This window comes from Halobacillus yeomjeoni (assembly GCF_020171525.1).
Taxonomy (GTDB): domain Bacteria; phylum Bacillota; class Bacilli; order Bacillales; family Halobacillaceae; genus Halobacillus; species Halobacillus yeomjeoni.
Genome location: NZ_JAIVAI010000001.1, coordinates 908,344 through 928,004 on the forward strand (window position 1 = coordinate 908,344; position 19,661 = coordinate 928,004).

General features: G+C 45.5%; 22 protein-coding genes. 1 reads left to right on the plus strand and 21 read right to left on the minus strand.

Annotated features, from left to right (window positions below; translation table 11 throughout):
• Positions 1-66 precede the first annotated feature (66 nt).
• The 15 genes from LCL89_RS04680 to smc all read right to left on the minus strand — a co-directional run bounded on the left by LCL89_RS04680 (position 67) and on the right by smc (position 14,568).
• Positions 67-354 carry an EscU/YscU/HrcU family type III secretion system export apparatus switch protein gene (locus LCL89_RS04680; protein WP_197315879.1) on the minus strand — a complete coding sequence of 96 codons (288 nt, stop codon included), beginning with the start codon at positions 352-354 and terminating at the stop codon, positions 67-69.
• Entirely contained in the window at positions 351-2,180 is a 1,830-nt protein-coding gene (locus LCL89_RS04685; protein ID WP_224808102.1) for a hypothetical protein, read from the minus strand. Before LCL89_RS04685 ends, LCL89_RS04680 begins: the two co-directional genes overlap by 4 nt.
• A 12-nt stretch (positions 2,181-2,192) precedes the next feature.
• Positions 2,193-2,954 carry a ribonuclease HII gene (locus LCL89_RS04690; protein ID WP_318245608.1) on the minus strand — a complete coding sequence of 254 codons (762 nt, stop codon included), beginning with the start codon at positions 2,952-2,954 and terminating at the stop codon, positions 2,193-2,195.
• A gap of 740 nt (positions 2,955-3,694) precedes the next feature.
• Positions 3,695-4,537, minus strand: a complete 843-nt coding sequence (gene ylqF, locus LCL89_RS04695; RefSeq protein ID WP_224808106.1) for a ribosome biogenesis GTPase YlqF — start codon at positions 4,535-4,537, stop codon at positions 3,695-3,697.
• A gap of 12 nt (positions 4,538-4,549) precedes the next feature.
• Positions 4,550-5,098 (minus strand): signal peptidase I, encoded by a 549-nt coding sequence (lepB, locus tag LCL89_RS04700; RefSeq protein WP_224808108.1) that lies wholly within the window; start codon positions 5,096-5,098, stop codon positions 4,550-4,552.
• A 70-nt stretch (positions 5,099-5,168) separates the two neighbouring features.
• Complete coding sequence (gene rplS / locus LCL89_RS04705) at positions 5,169-5,513, minus strand: 50S ribosomal protein L19 (protein WP_197315874.1); 345 nt, start codon at positions 5,511-5,513, stop codon at positions 5,169-5,171.
• A 128-nt stretch (positions 5,514-5,641) separates the two neighbouring features.
• A complete protein-coding gene (gene trmD, locus LCL89_RS04710) occupies positions 5,642-6,373 on the minus strand; it encodes a tRNA (guanosine(37)-N1)-methyltransferase TrmD (RefSeq protein ID WP_197315873.1) in 732 nt (243 codons plus the stop codon).
• Positions 6,373-6,888: a ribosome maturation factor RimM gene (gene rimM / locus LCL89_RS04715; RefSeq protein WP_197315872.1), complete on the minus strand. Its 516-nt coding sequence runs from the start codon at positions 6,886-6,888 to the stop codon at positions 6,373-6,375. Before rimM ends, trmD begins: the two co-directional genes overlap by 1 nt.
• A 7-nt stretch (positions 6,889-6,895) precedes the next feature.
• On the minus strand, positions 6,896-7,282 hold the full coding sequence (locus tag LCL89_RS04720) for a YlqD family protein (RefSeq protein WP_197315871.1): 387 nt from the start codon (positions 7,280-7,282) through the stop codon (positions 6,896-6,898).
• Between the two features lie 66 nt (positions 7,283-7,348).
• Positions 7,349-7,576, minus strand: a complete 228-nt coding sequence (locus LCL89_RS04725; RefSeq protein WP_224808110.1) for a KH domain-containing protein — start codon at positions 7,574-7,576, stop codon at positions 7,349-7,351.
• A gap of 18 nt (positions 7,577-7,594) precedes the next feature.
• Positions 7,595-7,864 carry a 30S ribosomal protein S16 gene (rpsP, locus tag LCL89_RS04730; RefSeq protein ID WP_197315869.1) on the minus strand — a complete coding sequence of 90 codons (270 nt, stop codon included), beginning with the start codon at positions 7,862-7,864 and terminating at the stop codon, positions 7,595-7,597.
• An 84-nt stretch (positions 7,865-7,948) separates the two neighbouring features.
• Positions 7,949-9,289 (minus strand): signal recognition particle protein, encoded by a 1,341-nt coding sequence (gene ffh / locus LCL89_RS04735; RefSeq protein ID WP_197315868.1) that lies wholly within the window; start codon positions 9,287-9,289, stop codon positions 7,949-7,951.
• Positions 9,290-9,302: 13 nt separating this feature from the next.
• Entirely contained in the window at positions 9,303-9,632 is a 330-nt protein-coding gene (locus tag LCL89_RS04740; protein WP_224808112.1) for a putative DNA-binding protein, read from the minus strand.
• Between the two features lie 75 nt (positions 9,633-9,707).
• Positions 9,708-10,988: a signal recognition particle-docking protein FtsY gene (gene ftsY / locus LCL89_RS04745; protein WP_224808122.1), complete on the minus strand. Its 1,281-nt coding sequence runs from the start codon at positions 10,986-10,988 to the stop codon at positions 9,708-9,710.
• A gap of 13 nt (positions 10,989-11,001) precedes the next feature.
• A complete protein-coding gene (gene smc / locus LCL89_RS04750) occupies positions 11,002-14,568 on the minus strand; it encodes a chromosome segregation protein SMC (protein ID WP_224808132.1) in 3,567 nt (1,188 codons plus the stop codon).
• A 300-nt stretch (positions 14,569-14,868) separates the two neighbouring features.
• Here smc and LCL89_RS04755 point away from each other — a divergent pair, with 300 nt between their 5' ends.
• Positions 14,869-15,096, plus strand: a complete 228-nt coding sequence (locus LCL89_RS04755) for a DUF1128 domain-containing protein (RefSeq protein ID WP_197315864.1) — start codon at positions 14,869-14,871, stop codon at positions 15,094-15,096.
• Between the two features lie 152 nt (positions 15,097-15,248).
• Here LCL89_RS04755 and rnc read toward each other — a convergent pair whose 3' ends face one another.
• The 6 genes from rnc to fapR all read right to left on the minus strand — a co-directional run bounded on the left by rnc (position 15,249) and on the right by fapR (position 19,569).
• A complete protein-coding gene (gene rnc / locus LCL89_RS04760) occupies positions 15,249-15,941 on the minus strand; it encodes a ribonuclease III (RefSeq protein WP_197315863.1) in 693 nt (230 codons plus the stop codon).
• Between the two features lie 75 nt (positions 15,942-16,016).
• Positions 16,017-16,250 carry an acyl carrier protein gene (acpP, locus tag LCL89_RS04765; protein ID WP_197315862.1) on the minus strand — a complete coding sequence of 78 codons (234 nt, stop codon included), beginning with the start codon at positions 16,248-16,250 and terminating at the stop codon, positions 16,017-16,019.
• A 60-nt stretch (positions 16,251-16,310) separates the two neighbouring features.
• On the minus strand, positions 16,311-17,051 hold the full coding sequence (fabG, locus tag LCL89_RS04770; RefSeq protein WP_224808134.1) for a 3-oxoacyl-[acyl-carrier-protein] reductase: 741 nt from the start codon (positions 17,049-17,051) through the stop codon (positions 16,311-16,313).
• Positions 17,051-17,992 (minus strand): ACP S-malonyltransferase, encoded by a 942-nt coding sequence (gene fabD / locus LCL89_RS04775; protein WP_224808136.1) that lies wholly within the window; start codon positions 17,990-17,992, stop codon positions 17,051-17,053. The genes fabG and fabD overlap by 1 nt, the downstream gene beginning before the upstream one ends.
• The gene (plsX, locus tag LCL89_RS04780) at positions 17,989-18,993 is read right to left on the minus strand and encodes a phosphate acyltransferase PlsX (RefSeq protein ID WP_224808146.1); all 1,005 of its coding nucleotides are present in this window, start codon (positions 18,991-18,993) and stop codon (positions 17,989-17,991) included. The genes fabD and plsX overlap by 4 nt, the downstream gene beginning before the upstream one ends.
• Before the next feature lie 15 nt (positions 18,994-19,008).
• The gene (fapR, locus tag LCL89_RS04785; protein ID WP_197315858.1) at positions 19,009-19,569 is read right to left on the minus strand and encodes a transcription factor FapR; all 561 of its coding nucleotides are present in this window, start codon (positions 19,567-19,569) and stop codon (positions 19,009-19,011) included.
• Between the last annotated feature and the right edge of the window lie 92 nt (positions 19,570-19,661).

Sequence of the window (19,661 nt, forward strand, 5' to 3'; positions counted from 1 at the left end):
TATTGCAAAAAAAAGCTGACGACTGTCATGTCGAGGATCCACGCTCCTCCAGGAACATTCGTCAGCTTATTTTTTCATCGAATTACTATTTTTCGCTTGCTGGTCCGTTTGATAAATAAAAGCAAAAACTTCCGCTACTACATGGTACAATTCTTCAGGAATCTGTTCATTGATGTTCAATTGGGACAAAAGTTCGACCATGGATGCATCTTTTTGAATCGGAATATTATTCTCTTCCGCTTTTTTCAAAATGTTATCCGCTATATATCCTTTTCCTTTTGCCGTCACTTTCGGTGCCGATTCTTGATCGGCCTCATAATTCAAAGCGATAGCTTTACTCGGCTTTTCATTCATATGCGGAGATCCACTCCTTCCTTCGAGCTTTCTTTATGCTCTTGAGGTGAAACAGGTCCGGGCTCTGGTTTCAAGGTTCTCACATTGAGGGAGTTCAACTCATAGCCGAGAGCTTCCAATCCTTCCGCAAGCTTATTTTTAAATGAGTGGACCACCGCCTCTATGCTCTGGTCCTTATTCATGACCGTCACGCCTACTCTGCGATCTGAAATCGATAAATCGACAATGGTTTCATTCAAATGTTCCAAATTCAAATAAAATAAAATATGACAAAAGTCAGGGTCTATTTCCCCTTTCGGCGTCTTCCTTCCCTCCATATTCATATGAACATCCTCAGATGATCCGACAAAACTCCCTGGGAATTGTAATGTGGCCTGAAGAGTTTGTTGTGTTTCCTGAAGGGCATTCAGTTGAGTCCCGTTCAAAAAATGAAGCAGTGGACGGGCGGTGTCAGCACGCATCGGGCCCTGTCCTTCTAAAGACTGCAGGAGGATCGATTTTAATGATGTTTCTTTTGCCATGGGTGAGTCGCTTTGAAGCGCAGATTTTAATAAAGATTCGTCCTGCATCCCCGACAAATGTATCATCGATTTGATTTTCATGAGCATCGCATTCTTTTGTGTAAGATCAGGATATTCGCCGGACAGACGGCTCACCCACTCCACGAGTGAAGGCTGAAGATTCACGTCGATTTGTCTGGACGCCAAATGTTTAAGGCTTTGAACAAGCTGCTGCAAAGAAGAGCTTCTATCTTGAAAGAGCACCTCAGGATTGTTGGTGATGGATTTCAACGTGGAAGCATCAGCCTCTGTCAGAAATGGAAGCAACTTTTGCAGTACCGCAGTATTTTGGAGTTTTTCAAAATTCTTCAATAACCCCTGTTGGAACGTATCCGGCAGGGCTTTCCTTTGTCCTGCAGGAGTGGAAATTATACGTTCCAATTGATTTACCCATTGATTCCACGTCTGCCGTTCTGTATTCGTGAAAGGGAGTTGATCATGGAATAATTTCTGCATGGACCCTGCTATACCTTTAAACGCACCTGGCAAAGGGGGATGGGTTTCTTTTGATTGAACTGACCATTCTTTCCAACTGTTTTGGAATTCTTTGAATGAATGGGAGGATTCAATCAGCCCTGCCTGTTTGAACAATTGGTAGGTAGATGGGTTCCCGGTTCTCACTTCGCTCATAATCTTAGTCACAGATGTATCCATTAAAGAATGAGAGGGTCTCTCCCCTTTCAGCTGAGCCAATAATGTACTGGTCTTCATGTCCAACTGTTGTGTTGAGGCAGTTTCCATCGAGCTTGACCAAGTGGAATTCAATCGACTATGTAAAGCATCAAATACGGCTGCTTTTACCGGCAGCTGCTTTTGGAACATCTGTAACAGAACTTCTTTTGCTGCAGTTTTATTCCAAGCCCCCTGCAATATCGATAACGCTTCCTTAAGATCTGCTACTTTAAAAGAAGCTTGTTGATCGATGAGCTGCCTCAAAAATTGGAGATTCGTTTTTGAGACTTTTCCCCCTGATTGTCTAAGCAGATCTGAAAGGCCTGCTGATACCGGTGCCTTACTTTGCTGAGAAGAAAGCACCTTTAAATGCAGCATCTCTTCATTGGAAACGACCTTGAACAGGTATGTCCGCCCTTTGGTCAGGGGTGTCTCCAGCTGGGCGTTCACTTGCTGCTTTCCAATTTGAACCGTAGCTCGATTATCAGGATACAGCTGTTGCACTTTTCCTGATAATACATGGCCTCGTTTCGGTTGATTGGAAACGACATTGGATTCCAACAGTTTACCCAGACTAGAGATAATATTTTTCACAGGTTCCACTCCTTACACGTAGGTGTACTCTTTGACGGGGGCGAAGCTTTTCCGATGAAATGGCGATGGTCCATGTGCTTTCAGTGCATCCACATGTTCCTTCGTTCCATATCCTTGGTTGGAACTGAAACGATACATCGGATATTGAATATCATACTCTGCCATCAAATGATCACGGGTGACTTTGGCAATCACACTGGCCGCTGCAATGGACACACTACGTTGATCACCTTTGACCAAATTGGTTTGGGGAAGATCGACTTCCTCGAGGTCCACTGCGTCAATCAGTAAATGGTCCGGATTTTGGTTCAATGAAGCTACTGCTCTTTGCATGGCAAGCTTTGTTGCATTGTAAATGTTTATTTCATCTATTTCTTCGTTGGTGACGATACCTACACCATAGTCTGCATCTTGTTTGATACGTTTAAAAAATTCTTCACGCTTTGCAAGCGAAAGCAGTTTTGAGTCGTTCAACCCTTCCAGGTAATAGCCATCAGGCAGGATTACGGCACCTGCCACCACAGGGCCGGCCAACGGACCTCTGCCTGCTTCATCGATGCCTGCAACCAGCTGACACCCTCGCTGCCACGCATGCTTTTCGAATTCTTTCATTTCTTCATATTTTACTTTCTGCAGTCTTTGTTTTTCCTGAGCTGCATCATATTGTTGGATAAGCTTCTGAACGCCCTTCCGTCCATCTTGACGCAGCGCTTCTATCTCTGTCTGCGTAAATTCCTCATCCTTCATTTTTTGTTTCACTTCTGATATTGTCATCGATGCCATTCTTCACGTAACCTCCGTTAGTTCTATTATCGGTTGGAAAACACGTATATGTAGGTGGTCTTCATCCTCATTTTCGATTCACCTTCAATTTATCATACTCTTACGCTGCCTTCACTCAAATCTGTACTTTAGCACTCTACTTTAAAGGGCAAAGTCAAATAATGATGAACGGGTTTTCCCTTCATCTATGCCGGGGATGGTCGGGAACAACTCGCTTTCCTGCGGGGAGGCGGCAAGCTTCCTCGGCTACGCCTGTGGGATCTTGCCTAGCCCCTTCTCCCGCGGGAGTCTCGCTGCTTCCCGCCCGTCCCTTCAGAGTAAGTATAAACCCTTCTCTATAAAAAGCGGATTCGGCTGTTCTATAGCCATGGATTGATGGCCCAGGAAGCAGACCACTATCCAGTCAACGCAATCATAATTTATATCATTACTTCCTGCACAGTTAACGTATCTTCAATAAACATGCTGAATCATTCTTGATAGATGCTTTATTTGAGTACACTTTGAGGGAGGGAAGGGAAAACAGTTATACTCCTGCGGGAAGTGCAGGTTAGGCGAGACCCCGCAGTGCAACGAGGAGGCTCGGCAGCTGCCCGCGGAAAGCGGACTGTTTTCCCTTCCCTCCCGGTACCGTAAAAAATATTAGTAAAATGCTTTAACGACAAACCTAAAAACTTTATTAAAAAATATGAAAAAACGCAAGGCGACAGCGTCACTTTGCGTTTCAATGATTATTCAGGAAGTTCAAAGCTGACGTGGCCTAATTTTCCGCCACGCAAGTCCTGTAGAACGATATCAGACACTTTATCGAAATTGATATGCCCTCCACTTTCCAGGCATCCCCTTTTCTTACCGATCGTCTCAAAAGCGTCCATGATGTCATCATACCCGGAAAATCCGTATCTCTCTTCCAGCATAGTGGAATAGTGATTCTTCATGTAGTCCAATACATATGCAGCGACATCTTCTTTCGGAAGGATTTGATCCTTGATCGTCCCGATAGCTGCTAAACGGTATCCGACTTCTTCCTCTTCGAATTTCGGCCACAAAATCCCCGGAGTATCCAGGAGCTCGAATTCTTTTTTAACCTTGATCCATTGCTGTTGTTTCGTAACACCAGGCTTATCACCCGTTTGAGCGATTTTCTTGTTCGCAAGACGGTTGATCAACGTCGATTTTCCGACATTCGGAATACCGATGATCATGGCTCTGGAAGCACGGGGCCTTACCCCTTTTGCTTTCAGTTTTTCCATCTTTTCTTTCCCCAGTTCTTTCGCCATATGGATGACTTGCTGGACATCCTGTTTTTTGTTCGCTTCTATCGCTATGGATGGAATACCCTGCTTTTTAGTCTTCTCCAACCATTGCTTCGTCACATTCGGATCAGCAAGGTCTTTCTTCATCATGACCATCATCTTCGGCTTCTCTTGCAGAATCTCATGAAGCATAGGATTCTGGGAAGATAACGGGGCTCTTGCATCTACGAGTTCAATGACAAAGTCCACGAGTTTCAACTTTTCTGCTACTTCACGTTTCGCTTTTGCCATATGTCCCGGGAACCATTGGATCGCCATGTGCACACCCTCCTAGTTGATAAATTGAATACGGTCCATCGGCCAATAGGCTATAATGGCTTCACCGACGACCTGCTCCATCGGAATCATTCCAAGCATCCGACTGTCGGTCGAATTATTCCGGTTATCTCCAAGCACAAGAATATGGCCTTCAGGGACTTCTTCATTCGCGCCTGGGAGTTGTTCAATCGTAAAATTTCTAGTGTCGAACTGACCGTTTTCCGATTCTGCCCCGGCTTCATCAAAGAATGGCTCTGACATTTTCTCACCATTCACATATAATTGATTATTTTCATAGGACACATGATCACCGGGGAGCCCTATGACTCTTTTTATGTAATCTTTCTTTTCTGTCGCATGGAACACGACGACATCGAAACGTTCTGGGGAGCCTACTGTATAATTGATCTTGCTCACAATCAGGTGATCCCCGCTATGTAATGTCGGGAGCATAGACGGACCTTCGACTACGACTGGTGCAAACAAGAATACTCGAACAATGATGGCAAGCACGGCTGCGATGATAAAAGCTTTGATCCAATCGAGCCACTGTTTTTTCATTATTATTCCCCATTCCCTGCTAATGATTAGAAAAAAGGAGCTTGACGAATGCAAGCTCCTTTCTACTAAATTAGATGATTTCTTTGATTCGAGCTGCTTTACCGCGTAGGTTACGCAAGTAGTAAAGTTTCGCACGACGGACTTTACCGCGACGAGGACGCTCAATTTTAGCGATTCTTGGTGAATGTACTGGGAATGTACGCTCAACACCTACACCGTAAGTAATCTTACGGACAGTGAATGTTTCGCTGATTCCACCGTTTTGGCGCTTGATGACAACACCTTCGAATACCTGGATACGCTCACGGTTACCCTCGACAACCTTAACGTGTACTTTTACAGTATCACCAGGACGGAAGTCTGGGTGGTCCGTACGAAGCTGTTCCTTCGTAATGTCATGAATAAGTTGCTGCATTGTGTTTCACTCCTTTTTAACTAATGCTCTTGTCTTCTAAGAGGCAGCGGAACATCGTTTTCCACTTAAACCGAACGTTTAAGCACAAAGTTTAATATACCATAAACAGCTGTTCACCGCAAGGGATCTCAGCTATTTTTCCACTCTTCGATCCATGCTTTTTCCTGAGGGGTGAGTTCCCTGTCTTCCAATAAATCCGGACGTCTTTCAAACGTCCGCTTCAATGATTGGTAATGTCTCCATTCATCGATTTTCGCATGGTTGCCGGATAACAGGACGTCGGGGACTTTGTGACCTCTGAATTCAGCAGGCCTCGTGTAATGGGGGTGTTCGAGCAATCCATTGGAAAAAGAATCCTGCGGGGCGGATTCCTTATTCCCTAACACACCAGGAATCAATCGGATGACGGAATCCATAACCACCATGGCTCCGAGTTCTCCCCCTGTCAACACATAGTCTCCAAGAGAAATCTCGTCTGTAACGAGCTCTTGACGAATCCGTTCGTCATAGCCTTCATAATGCCCACAGATGAAGATCAAGTGATCCTCCTGAGCCAGTTCTTCCGCTTTCTGCTGTGAATGCGGTTCGCCTTGAGGGCACATCAATACCACTCGTGGCGGCTTTTCGCTTTTCTGCTTCAATTCATCGATGGCATCGAATATCGGCTGTGGAGTGAGGACGAGACCTGCTCCACCCCCGTAAGGATAATCATCGACTTTATTATGTTTACTTGTTGTATAGTCTCTGAAGTTGACGTACTGATAACTGAAGGCGTCTCGTTCTTGAGCTCGTTTCATGATCGATGTATTCAATACACCATCAAACATATCAGGAAACAAAGTCAAAATATCGATATGCATTAGTCTAACAGCCCCTCTATTGGATCAATGATGATTTTTTTCTGCTCCGGGTCCACTTCTTTGACGACCGGTTCAATATAAGGGATCAGAACATCAGACTGACGGTGACGCTGCACCACCCATACGTCATTTGCGCCGGGGGTCAATATTTCCTTTACAGTACCGACTTCTTCTCCTGATTGCAGATAAACCTTACATCCGATGATTTCATGGAAATAAAATTCATGCTCGTCCAAATCCTCCTGGTCTTCTTCCGTGACCATCAGCATGCCATTTTTATAGCCCTCCACATCGTTAATGGAAGGGTGGTCTTCAAACGTCAGCAGATCGAACCCTTTATGGATGCGGTGGGAACGTACGACTAACGGCTTCGGATCTTTTCGATCATTCACCCAATACAATTGCTGGCCAGGTTCAAAGCGTTCTTCGAAATCGGTGATCCGTTGAACCTTCACTTCTCCTTTGATGCCATGTGTATTGATTATTTTTCCGACATTGAACATTTCTTTCTTCATGTCTACCTTACCTCGCTCGTATGACTATTCCGTCCTTTATGATCATTTGCTGATCTCGGATCATTTCATTCCACGAATCGCCTTCATTGACCTCAATCAACGCGTCGACCTCATCCGTTTCCAGCTCACTGCCGTCGGGAAGGATCTCCAGTTGATTCAATTGGTATTCAATCCAGCGCATTTGATCTCTACGACGGCTGATTTCTTTGGAAAAACGGCGTTCGACTTCCTGTCTTGAGACGCCTGGTTTTCTTTCCAACTTCTTTTGTTCGAATGATAGTTGACGACACTCTCGGTCTAATCGAGCGATGCGTTCATCGAAGCGGTCCTTCAATTCAGCACGGCTGGATTGTGTAAGTATTTGCTTCACAGGAATTTTCCTAATGATCTGCATTCATCGCCCGCCTCTCCACGTATCATTTTGGATTGTAAAAAAGGGAAAGGTTAGCCCTCTCCCTTCTTACATGATATCCAAATAGATTCGTTTTTCAGAATCAGATCCTGCCGCGTAAACGACAGTTCGAATCGCCTTTGCAATCCGTCCGTTTTTTCCGATCACCTTACCGACATCATCGGGATGGACGGTCAGATGATAGACCACTTTGTGATCTTCCTCTTTCACATCAATCTTGATGTCCGCAGGGTGATCGACGAGCGGAGTGACGATTGTTTCAATCAAGGCTTGCATGATATCACCACTACTTTATTATTGGTTTTTCTTTTCGTGGAACTGCTTCATGATGCCTTCTTTAGAGAACAGGTTACGAACTGTGTCGCTTGGCTGTGCGCCGTTGGACATCCAGTCCATTGCTTTTTCTGCATCAAGCTTAACCTCTACTGGGTTGGAAACCGGGTTATAAGTTCCGATCTGCTCGATGATACGTCCATCACGTGGTGAACGAGAATCTGCTACTACTACACGGTAAAATGGGTTACGTTTAGATCCCATACGTTTAAGGCGAATTTTTACTGCCATATTTAACAACCTCCATATTTCTTAAATGTTTCACACAAATTTAGATTTTAGCAGAACTTCATTTATGTGTAAAGTGTTTTTCCATTACATGAACGGAAATTTCATTCCTTTGCCTTTTTTGCCCTTGGTATTGCTCATCTGTTTCATCATTTTCTTCATCTCTTCGAACTGTTTCAATAAACGGTTCACTTCTGATACAGATGTTCCTGAGCCTTTGGCAATACGTTTTTTACGGCTTGCATTCATAACGGAAGGATCGACCCGTTCCTCTTTGGTCATCGACTGAATGATCGCTTCGACGTGAACGATTTGTTTATCGTCGAAGGATACGTTCTTCAGACCCTTCATCTTATTGGCACCAGGAATCATATTGATGATTTCATCCAAAGGTCCCATATTCTTCACCTGCTCCATCTGCTCAAGGAAATCCTCGAACGTAAATGAAGCATTTCTCATTTTGGATTCAAGCTCTTTGGCCTGCTTTTCATCCACCTGCGTCTGGGCTTTCTCGATCAGAGTCAGCATATCTCCCATACCGAGGATACGGGAAGCCATCCGTTCAGGGTGGAATGCTTCCAGCTGGTCGAGTTTTTCTCCCATACCGGCGAACTTGATCGGCTTTCCGGTTACGGCACGGATGGATAATGCAGCTCCACCTCGTGTGTCGCCATCGAGCTTCGTCAATAGAACGCCTGTGATGTCGAGCTGGTCGTCAAAGCTTTGAGCCACATTGACGGCATCTTGTCCTGTCATCGCGTCGACAACAAGGAAGATTTCATCCGGCTGGACTTCATCTTTGATGCGTTCAAGTTCACCCATCAACCCTTCATCGACGTGAAGACGTCCAGCGGTATCAATGATGACGTAATCATTGTGTTCTTCTTTCGCTTTGGCGATCGCATTTTTCGCGATATCCACCGGGTCCGCTTCTGTCCCTTCGGAATGGACAGGCATACCCAGCTGCTTCCCTAATGTCTCCAACTGCTGGATGGCAGCGGGACGGTACACGTCGGCTGCCGCCAACAACGGCTGACGATTATAGTTCTTGCGCAGCAAGTTGGCAAGCTTACCGGTCGTGGTCGTTTTACCTGCACCCTGGAGACCGACCATCATGATTACGGTCGGAGGACGCTTTGCGACAGCGATTCTGCTTTCGTCGCCTCCCATCAATTCGGTCAATTCCTCTTTCACGACTTTGATGACTTGTTGTCCTGGCGTCAGGCTGTCCATGACCTCCTGACCGACCGCACGTTCACGTATACGTTTGACAAAGTCTTTTACGACTTTGAAGTTAACATCGGCCTCAAGGAGGGCAAGACGGACTTCTCGTGTCATTTCTTTTACATCTTGTTCGGTTACCTTCCCTTTGCCTTTGATCTTTTTGATCGTATCCTGCAAACGGTCGGATAAACCTTCAAATGCCATCGCTGAATCCCCCCTATTCTAATTCGTGTAGTTGTTGTAGCCAATCTTGGATACGGGGTGGAAGCTGGCCTTTCTCGACTTCTTCTTCCATTTCCCGGATCACTTCTTGACGTTTTTTGAATTTTTCATATAAATGAAGCTTGTTTTCATATTCTTCAAGCATCGTCTCTGTTCGGCGAATGTTATCATAGACCGCTTGACGAGAGACATCAAACGTTTCTGATATTTCACCAAGCGAGTAATCTTCCAGATAGTATAACTCCATATAGTTTCTTTGTTTAGGAGTCAACAACGATTGATAGAAATCAAACAAGTAATTGATGCGTGTCGTTCGTTCAAGCACGGTTGAAGCACTCCTTGTTAAGTGAAATACCTTTACAAAAGAATACTAACGGAGTTCCTCCCTTTGTGTCAAGGTCTAGGACTCATTTTCTTCTTCTTCATAATCATCAATCATATCGGCAAAAAGACCGTAAACGAAGGCATGCGCGTCGAAGGTTTCGAGGTCGGTCACCTTCTCACCGAGACCGACGAGCTTGACTGGAATCTCAAGCTCATTTCTGATGGCAAGAACGATTCCACCTTTGGCCGTTCCATCCAATTTAGATAGAACAATACCGGAAACGTCGGTCGCCTCTGAGAATGTCTTCGCCTGACTCATGGCGTTTTGTCCTGTCGTTGCATCCAATACTAAAAGCACTTCATGAGGAGCGCCGGGAACTTCTCGTTCAATGACACGCTTCACTTTGCTCAATTCGTTCATAAGATTGACTTTGTTCTGAAGGCGTCCCGCTGTATCACAGATCAGCACATCAGAATTACGGGACTTGGCAGACTTGATTCCATCATAAATGACTGCTGCAGGATCACTGCCCTCACTGTGCTTGACTGTATTGACGCCTACACGTTCGCCCCAGGCCTCCAATTGATCGATAGCCCCGGCACGGAAGGTATCTCCTGCAGCCAACGTCACATTCTTGCCTTCAGCTTTCAAGCGGTGAGCGAGCTTACCGATGGTCGTCGTCTTCCCGACACCGTTGACACCGACGAACAAGTAAATGGTCAAACCATCCGGATTTTCCTTCAATCCTTCCACTTCACCTGCATCTTCGTCGCCATAGTAGATTTCTACAAGCTTCTCAGATATGACTTCTTTCACTTTCTGCGTATCTTTGATATTGCGGCGTTTCACTTCCATCTCCAGCTCATCGATCATTTCCATGACCGTGTTCACACCCACGTCAGCTGAAATCAACACTTCTTCCAGTTCTTCGAAGAAGTCTTCATCGACGGTACGATAACGGGCGACAAGGTCATTGATTTTACTGGAGAATGAATTACGCGTCTTGGCAAGACCTCGCTTGAACTTAGAAGCGATCGAGTCTTCCTCTTCTTCTTGGACCGGGTCTTCTTCCTCCACAGTTTCTTCTTCTTGAAGCGGCTCTTCTACCTCGACAGGCTCATCCACTTCTTCATCTTCTTCAGGTTCTTCGGGTTCTTCTTCTGAAACTTCAGCGACTTCTTCAACTTCTTGCTCTTCTGTCACTTCCGTTTCTCCTTGAAGATCGTCAGATTCAACTACATCGCCCGTATCAGGATCTTCCTCTGAGCCTTTCTCTTCTTTTTCTTCTTCTAAAGGTTCTTCCTTCACTTCAAACTCTTTAACGAATTTCTCTTTCAGTTTTTTAAAAAAGCTCATCGACTCTTCCTTTCTACGCTTCCAGTAATTCTTTAGTTTCTTCCAATCTTACAGATACAAGTTTGGATACGCCTGACTCCTGCATCGTCACTCCATAAAGGACATCCGATTCTTCCATCGTTCCTTTTCTGTGTGTGATGACGATAAATTGTGTATCCGCACTGAATTCTTTCAAGAAACGGGCAAAACGATCCACGTTGGCTTCATCGAGCGCCGCTTCCACCTCATCCAGAACACAAAACGGCACCGGACGGACACGTAAGATCGAGAACAGTAACGCTATTGCCGTCAAAGCTCGTTCACCGCCGGACAAGAGACTCAAGTTCTGCAGTTTCTTCCCGGGCGGCTGAGCGACGATATCTACACCGGTTTCAAGCATGTTCCCCGGCTCTGTCAATTGAAGATCGGCACGTCCTCCACCAAATAAATCACGGAAAACTTGACCGAATTCAGCCCGGATTTTAGTGAAGGTATCCGTAAAGCGGCGATCCATTTCCCCGTCCATTTCGTTGATTACTGTGTGGAGCGTCTCTTTCGCCTCAAGCAGGTCATCCTGCTGGCCTTTCAGAAAATCATAACGTTCTACGATTCGGTCGTATTCGTCAATCGCTCCGAGGTTCACTGTACCCAGTTCTTCGATGGCACGCTTGATCAACTTCACTTCTGTTGACGCTCGTTCAATGTCTTCAACCGGCGGGTATTCGTTTTTCGCACGCTCGAAAGTCATCACATACTCTTCCTGAAGATAGTTCAACATATTTTCAAGCTCGACATCAAGGCGGTTGGCCTTCACTTCTTTTTGTTGAATGTCCTGAACGAAATTCTGGTGATGACGCTTCTCTTCTTTCAGCGTCTGCTCATCTTTTTGAATTTGAAGACCGTATTCATTACGCTCGTCTCTTCGATCTTGAATCAAGCTGGAAGTCGTTTCTTTCCGCTTTTTCTTTTCTTCGATCGCCTGAGCTACTTCTTCTTCTGTTTGGTTCGAGTCGACGACATCCATCAACTGCTGATGGGCATGACGGTTTTCCTCAAGCTTTTGTTCGACAGAAGCCAGCTCTTCATTATAGCGATTCACTTTTTCCTGCTGGTTGTTTACAGCTGAGTCTTGTTCAGCCAACCGGAGTTGAAGTTCGTGACGACGCTCCTGCAGATTCGCTGCATCGACACGTTGACGCTCTTTCGTTTCAGATAAGTCATCAATCTCTTTCTGAATCGATTCCAGCTTCCTGTTCAGATCCGATAAATCTTTATCCAGTGCAGTAAGTTGACGATCCGCCTGCTCACGGTCTTGATCGAACTGCTGCTGATCCTGGTCGAATAACTGCAGTTGGTCATTGTAATGCTTCATTTTCACTTGAAGTTCACGCATATCTGATTGTTGTTCATATTCCTCATTCTTCAGGTCGGAAACTACGGCTTCAAGTTCCTCTTTGGCCTGCTGTTGAGAACTGATTGCTTGCTTCAACTTTTGAACTTTTTGTTCAACTTCTTTCGTCTTCGTATCGAACTCAGCAATCTTCTCCTTCAGCTCCTGCAGTTCCTTTTCTCTTGTGAACAAGGATTGGTTGGATTTCTTCTGCGCGCCGCCGGACATGGAACCTCCTGGATTGACGACATCCCCATCAAGGGTAACGATGCGGTATTTCCTATTGAGGAACCTGGCAATGGCGTTGGCATGCTCAAGCGTTTCTGCAATGACGATATGGCCAAGCAGATGCTGGATCGCTTTTTGGTATGCAGGGTCAAATTCGACAAGATCGACGGCCACTCCTACAAATCCGTTTTGGCTTGGAAGTTGTGAGGCAGCCTGGCCGAAAATCGACCGAGGTTGAATAGACGTCAATGGCAGGAACGTCGCCCGACCTTTATTGTTCTGCTTCAACCAATGAATCGCTTGACGCCCGGTTTGGTCGTCCTTGACGACAATATGTTGAGCTTGTGCACCAAGGGCTGTCTCAATGGCTGTCAACAAATGACCTGGAATATCAATCAGTTCTAGCACAGCTCCTTCTACCCCATTGAGCTGACCTTTCTGACGGGCTTTCAACACTTCGCGGACACCTTGGAAATAGCCTGAGAAATCTTCTTTCATATCCTCGAGCATTTCTTTTTTTGAACGCATCTTTTCCAGGTATTGGTATCCTTTGTAGAGCTTTTCCTGCCACTCTTGATAGGATTGCTTGTCCGCTTCCCATTTTTGTTGAAGGGCAGTCAATTCCTGCTCCTTCCCGCTCCTTTCAGCAGAAAGCTGTTCCAGACTCTCCTTCATTTCATTCAGCGTCGATTCAAGCTGTTTACGTTCTTCACGAAGGTCTTTGAACTTATCCTGCTGGTTTCCTTTTTTATGACTGATTTGTGAAAGCTGCTTATCGAGCAGCTGCTTTTCATTTCTTTTGGCCGCCTGCTCGTTCAGTAAATCGATGTATTCACTCTTCAAATCTTCAATTTGTTCTTCGATCGCGTGGACGTCTTCACTCAATGCCTGATTGGTCTGATTGAGCTCCTGCTTCGTCTCTTTCCGCTTACTCTTCGTTTCTTTAAGCTTAGCGGTCTCTTTTTTAGCCACCTGCTTCAGCTGTTCGAATTTTTCCTGGAGCTCTACATACTCATTCTCGATTTTTGATTTATTCTCTTCATAGTGCTTATGACGTTCTTTCATAAGCTCTTTTTTACCTTCGAGGTTTTCCAGCTCCCGTGTCAAGACGAGCAGGGTTTCCTGCAAATCATCGATCGATTCATCGAGTGCCTGCATCTTTTCACGTTGAGAGGTCACTTCTGCTTCTTTCGATTCTATGACACTACTCAATTCTTCTTCCTTGGATTTGATTGATTTCAAATCTTTGAGCAGCTGCTGCCATTCTGTGTGAAGTTGTTCGATTTGAGTGATGAGAAGCGAGATTTCAACCTGCTTCAAATCTTCTTTCTTTTCTAAGTAATCTTTTGCGACAGCGGCCTGCTCTTTTAAAGGCTCGAGCTGTCCATCAATCTCGTGGATGATGTCCTCGACCCGGTTTAAATTCTCCTGCGTTTCCGCTAACTTGTATTCAGCTTTTTTCTTACGTTGTTTATATTTCAATACACCTGCAGCTTCTTCAAAAATCGAACGACGTTCTTCAGCTTTTGAACTGAGTATTTCTTCGACTTTTCCTTGACTGATGATGGAAAACGCTTCCCGGCCGAGTCCGGAATCCATGAACAAGTCGACGATATCTTTCAGTCGGCAGGTTTGATTATTGATATAAAATTCACTTTCACCAGAACGGTACACTCTCCGTGTGACACTCACTTCCTGGTAATCCAGCGGCAGTGTCTGATCTTTGTTATCAAGCGTCAGCGTGACCTCTGCCATGTTGAGAGCTTTCCGGGAGTCACTTCCGGCAAAAATGATATCTTCCATTTTTGAACCTCGCAGGGATCTGGCGGATTGTTCGCCCAGAACCCAGCGGATGGCATCCGTTATATTACTTTTACCACTGCCGTTCGGTCCTACGACGGACGTAACTCCGGGGACAAAGTCCACGGTGACCCTTTCGGCAAATGATTTAAATCCAACAGTATCCAATTGTTTGAGGAACATATTCATCCTCCTGTATATTCACTATCTTTCGTTGTACTAACTTGTTTATTTTATCATAAACGTCCGCGGTACGGTAGGAACCTTCGTTCTCATTCTTTCAGGGTATAAACACCTGTTTCCTTCACGCTGATCTTGTGCCGTATTTGTAAGGTACATATAAAAAGTCCATATTTAATGAATGCACACCTGTATGAACAGAACCGGAATGAAAACAATCCACTTCTTCACCCTTTCAAAAAGGGGAAAAGTATTTTATCATATGTATTAGCCCGATTCTGGAGCTTTGAAGGAGGACTTATTGTGAGCTTAGATCAACCTACTCAAGAAAACCTGGAAGTAATCATCAACGACATGGCGGAAAAACTTCAAGTCGTCAACCGCTCGATCATGGATCCGGAAGATTACGACCTTGATAAATATGAAGAAATCAAAGACTTGCATGATATCATCCAAATGAAAGGCCAGTTGAGTGTTTCTGAAATCCAAGCATTCGTCCAGGAGCTTGGTCAATACCGAAAACCACAATAAAGGATGAACCACCCCTGAGGATATACACCTCAGGGGTTTTTTATTCGATCTCATTAAAAAACTCGCTGGTCAGCTGCGGCTGCAGAGGTAGTTCTTAGTTGTTTTCAACAAAAAAGACCGTCCAGAACCAACGCCGTTCTGGGCGATCTTCTTTAGGAAAGTGCTCCGTGGTTTTCCAATGCCTGCTGAGCAGCTTTCTGTTCGGCTTCTTTTTTCGTTCTTCCTACGCCAATACCGCCAAGGTCACCCTGGATGCGGACATGGGCGATGAATTCCCGACTGTGGGCGGGGCCTCTCTCTTCTACGATTTCATATTCAATCTTACTGTTTTTATCTCGTTGTATGAATTCTTGGAGTTGACTCTTGAAATCCATCGCATGAGAAAAAGCACCTTTTTTCACTTTCGGATATACATAGGTCCTCAAAAATTGAACGACCGTTTCAAACCCTTGGTCAAGGTATAAGGCACCGATGAACGCTTCAAATACGTCAGCGAGTAACGCTGGTCGGTTTCTGCCACCTGTCATTTCTTCTCCTTTACCGAGAAGGATGAGATTGTGAAAGTTCAGTTCTTCCGCAAATCGTACCAAAGAAGCTTCGCATACGATGGATGCTCGGAACTTTGTCAATTCACCTTCTGCCATTTCCGGGTATTGGCGGTACAAATATTGTGATACGCCTAACTCCAGGACGGCATCTCCCAAGAATTCCAATCGTTCATTATCTTCGCGGTCCGTTTTCCGATGCTCATTCACATAAGATGAATGGGTGAACGCTTGTTCCAGTAACGAAACATCATTGAACTGGATTTGAACCCTGTTCTGGAAACTCGAAAAATCCTCCATAAGTCACCTTGTCCTTTACTCTGAATTTACATCAATAGGAAAGGCTGCCTGCACAATTGCAGGCAGCTGTCTGTATTACGAAACGCTGTTTATGTAATTCACAGCGTCGCCTACAGTATTGATTTTTTCAGCTTCTTCATCAGAGATTTCTGTATCAAACTCGTCTTCGAGCTCCATTACAAGCTCAACTACGTCAAGAGAGTCTGCTTCTAAATCTTCTTTGAAGGAAGCTTCCATAGTCACTTTAGATTCATCGACATCCAGACGGTCGACGATGATTTGTTTAACGCGATCAAATGTATCTGCCATTGGAACTTCACCTCCCTTCAGTAATTATAGTAAAAAACGGCTCGAAAAACCATAGACTTTTTACATGACCATGCCGCCGTCGACGTGAAGCGTCTGGCCGGTCATATAAGCAGAATCTTCAGAAGCGAGGAATCTTACCACTCTAGCAACATCCTGCCCTTCCCCTAAACGGTTCAGAGGAATCATTTCAAGCATTTTTTCACGTTGTTCTGGTGTCAGTGCATCGGTCATATCCGTAGTGATATACCCAGGGGCTACGGCATTGACCTGGATGTTGCGTGCAGCCAATTCTTTCGCGTTGGACTTGGTCAAGCCGATGACGCCTGCCTTGGCAGCCACGTAGTTCGCCTGGCCAGGGTTTCCGGATACCCCTACGATGGAAGCGACATTGATAATCCGACCATACTTTTGTTTCATCATCTGACGAGTGACGCCTTTCGTACAAAGGAAGACACCTTTCAAGTTCGTATCGATGACGGAGTCGAACTCTTCTTCTTTCATTCTCATCAATAGGTTATCTTTTGTAATTCCTGCATTGTTAACCAGAATGTCTAAACGACCGAATTCATCTACAACAGTTTTGACCATCCGTTTGACATCTTCTTCACTGGCTACATTCGCCTGGGTTTTGATTGCCACTCCGCCTAGTTCACGGATTTCCTGAACGACAGCTTCGGCTTTATCTTCGCTTCCAGCGTAGTTGACGGCTACTTTAGCACCTTGAGCGGCAAGCTCCAAAGCGATGGCGCGGCCGATCCCACGGGAAGCACCTGTGACTAATGCCACTTGATCTTGTAACATCACGATTCCTCCTTATACCATTCGAGTAGTGGTTCGATGGATGCTGGATCCTGGACATTGAACGTCTTCATCCGACGCTTCACTTTACGCACAAGACCACTCAATACTTTACCATGACCCACTTCTACGATTGCATCCACATCTTTTTCAACGAACGCTTCTAAAATTTCCTGGAAACGTACCGGAGAATACAACTGCTCGACGAGTAGTTTCTCAATCGTCGCTGCATCAGTCACTTCATCTGCCGTCACATTTGCATATACAGGAATATCCGCGTCACGCACGTCCGTTTCTGATAAATGTTTAGCGAAATCGTCACTTGCAGGTTTCATCAAACGAGAGTGGAACGGCCCACTGACGTTCAACGGCAGGACACGCTTCGCTCCAGCTTCTGATAACTTTTCAGAAACCTTCTCTACGCCTTCTTTCGTTCCAGAGATGACGATCTGTCCAGGACAATTGATGTTGGCAAGGTCGACGGTTTCTTCACCATCGAATTCAGAGATGGTCTGCTCGATTTCCTCTTGGGAAAGACCGAGCACGGCCGCCATCGTCCCTTTGCCTGTTGGATAAGCTTCTTCCATCAACTTCCCTCTCAAGTTGACCAGCTTCACAGCTTCTATCGGTTCCAGCGCACCAGACGCTACGAGTGCACTATACTCACCCAGACTGTGCCCAGCTGTCACGATCGGCTTTACTCCATGCTCTTGAAGAACCTGATTGATCGCTACACTGTTCAACAATAGGGCCGGCTGTGCATTTTCTGTTTTTGTCAATTCTTCAGACGGGCCTTCGAACATTAATTTTGTCAAAGAGAAGCCCAGGGCTTCATCAGCTTCATCAAATAATTTTTTTACAGAAGGATAAGCATCATACATCGCTTTACCCATCCCGACTTCCTGTGACCCTTGTCCAGGGAATACAAAAGCTACATGTTTCATTGTTCATCCTCCTTCGCTTTCATTTCTTTCAATGTTGTTGCAATCGTTGTCGTTACATCGAGCTCGATCATCTGGCAGGCTTGACGGATGGCATTATAAACCGCCCGCTCATTGGAAGATCCGTGAGCTTTGATGACAGGCGCGGCCAAACCGAACAGTCCCGCTCCCCCGTATTCGGAGTAATCCAGCTGGGACTTAAGCTTCCTCAAATCGTTTTTTGCCAATCCAGCAGCAATTTTCGTTTTGAAATTGCTCATGAACGCCTGTTTGATCATACTGAACATCGTCAAAGCTGTTCCTTCGATGGTCTTCAAAGCGACATTTCCAGTGAATCCGTCAGTGACGACGACGTCAGCTACGCCATCCAGCAGATCACGGGACTCTACATTCCCGATGAAATTGATTGGAGCTTCCTTCATCAATTGGAATGCTTTTTTCGTGAGTTCACTACCTTTTCCATCTTCGGTACCGACATTCAATAATCCTACTCGAGGGTTGGAAATGTTGCGGACATTTTCTGCATAAATCGAACCGATGACCGCATACTGCAAGAGATGATCAGGTTTTGCGTCGACATTCGCTCCGACATCCAGCATCAAGAAGCCTTTCCCGTCCTGTGTCGGCAGGGTCGGGCTCAATGCAGGACGGTCGACACCAGGCATACGGCCTACAACGAACAATCCAGCACTCATCAAAGCACCAGTGTTCCCCGCAGAAATACAGCCATCCGCACGTCCTTCTTTCACTTCTTTCGCTGTAAGGACCATGGACGCCTGCTTTTTCTTCCTTACCGCACGCACCGGTTCATCTTCTGACGTGATTTTTTCTGTCGTATGTAAAATCGTAATGTTTTCCTGTCCATTCAAGTAGGGCTTGATTTGTTCTTCATCACCCACAAGCGTGATGTGTAAATTATCAATGGATTGCGCGGCGTGGACTGCACCTTTGACGATCGCTTCAGGTGCATGATCCCCGCCCATCGCATCAATGGCTAACTTCATTCTCGTCCATCTCCTTTAGTCATTCGAACGGTACATTTCAAACGTGCCTGAGAAAACTTCTTCCGTGCCTACAAAGCTGTTCACCTGCACGATCGTCCGTCCTTTTTCATCTTCTCCTTGAACAGCCGCTTTAGCCACGACCCGTTCACCAAGCTTGACCTGTCTGGTGAACCGGATATCGGATCTCGCTGTAAGAGCCAGTTCATCATCGATGACAGCGACCGCCAGTGAATTCGCCTGGGCGAAGAGGTGGTGTCCTCTGGCGATGTTATTCCTGGAAAACACATGCTCAGGCCGAATATCCAAAATTGAAATCGCACGCCCGTCCAATTCCAAATCGACGATCTCACCAATCACTTCTTCAATTGGCAATGCTTTAACAGTCTCGTTCCATTCATGTGTCGCTACGGACTTGATTCTTTCTCTCAATTCAGGGATAGAAAGTTCCATCCGATCGAGACGGATGGTTTGGATGCTGACTCCAAACTTCTTCGCCAGGTCTTCGTCTGTAATAAACGGAGACCCTTCAATCGTGCGCTTCAATTCTTCTTGTCTTTTTTGTTTGTTCCTTCGCATAGGTCCACCGTCCGTTCAGTCAAAAAAGCCGATGCTTTATGACTAGGTACTAACAGTAATATATAATACCAAAACCAATTACGCAAGGATAA

Coding starts and splice junctions, on each gene's coding strand:
- smc (WP_224808132.1), bottom strand. CDS start 14,568: ATGTTCCTCAAACAATTGGATACTGTTGGATTTAAATCATTTGCCGAA.
- acpP (WP_197315862.1), bottom strand. CDS start 16,250: ATGGCAGATACATTTGATCGCGTTAAACAAATCATCGTCGACCGTCTG.
- rimM (WP_197315872.1), bottom strand. CDS start 6,888: ATGAAGAAAGAAATGTTCAATGTCGGAAAAATAATCAATACACATGGC.
- fabG (WP_224808134.1), bottom strand. CDS start 17,051: ATGTTACAAGATCAAGTGGCATTAGTCACAGGTGCTTCCCGTGGGATC.
- LCL89_RS04690 (WP_318245608.1), bottom strand. CDS start 2,954: ATGACAATATCAGAAGTGAAACAAAAAATGAAGGATGAGGAATTTACG.
- ftsY (WP_224808122.1), bottom strand. CDS start 10,988: ATGAGCTTTTTTAAAAAACTGAAAGAGAAATTCGTTAAAGAGTTTGAA.
- LCL89_RS04680 (WP_197315879.1), bottom strand. CDS start 354: ATGAATGAAAAGCCGAGTAAAGCTATCGCTTTGAATTATGAGGCCGAT.
- rpsP (WP_197315869.1), bottom strand. CDS start 7,864: ATGGCAGTAAAAATTCGCCTTAAACGTATGGGATCTAAACGTAACCCA.
- plsX (WP_224808146.1), bottom strand. CDS start 18,993: ATGAAGTTAGCCATTGATGCGATGGGCGGGGATCATGCACCTGAAGCG.
- fabD (WP_224808136.1), bottom strand. CDS start 17,992: ATGAAACATGTAGCTTTTGTATTCCCTGGACAAGGGTCACAGGAAGTC.
- trmD (WP_197315873.1), bottom strand. CDS start 6,373: ATGCATATCGATATTTTGACTTTGTTTCCTGATATGTTTGATGGTGTA.
- ffh (WP_197315868.1), bottom strand. CDS start 9,289: ATGGCATTTGAAGGTTTATCCGACCGTTTGCAGGATACGATCAAAAAG.
- rplS (WP_197315874.1), bottom strand. CDS start 5,513: ATGCAGCAACTTATTCATGACATTACGAAGGAACAGCTTCGTACGGAC.
- LCL89_RS04725 (WP_224808110.1), bottom strand. CDS start 7,576: ATGCAAGCCTTGATTGAAACAATCGTCACTCCGCTCGTCGATCACCCT.
- rnc (WP_197315863.1), bottom strand. CDS start 15,941: ATGGAGGATTTTTCGAGTTTCCAGAACAGGGTTCAAATCCAGTTCAAT.
- ylqF (WP_224808106.1), bottom strand. CDS start 4,537: ATGGCGATCCAATGGTTCCCGGGACATATGGCAAAAGCGAAACGTGAA.
- lepB (WP_224808108.1), bottom strand. CDS start 5,098: ATGAAAAAACAGTGGCTCGATTGGATCAAAGCTTTTATCATCGCAGCC.
- LCL89_RS04720 (WP_197315871.1), bottom strand. CDS start 7,282: ATGCAGATCATTAGGAAAATTCCTGTGAAGCAAATACTTACACAATCC.
- fapR (WP_197315858.1), bottom strand. CDS start 19,569: ATGCGAAGGAACAAACAAAAAAGACAAGAAGAATTGAAGCGCACGATT.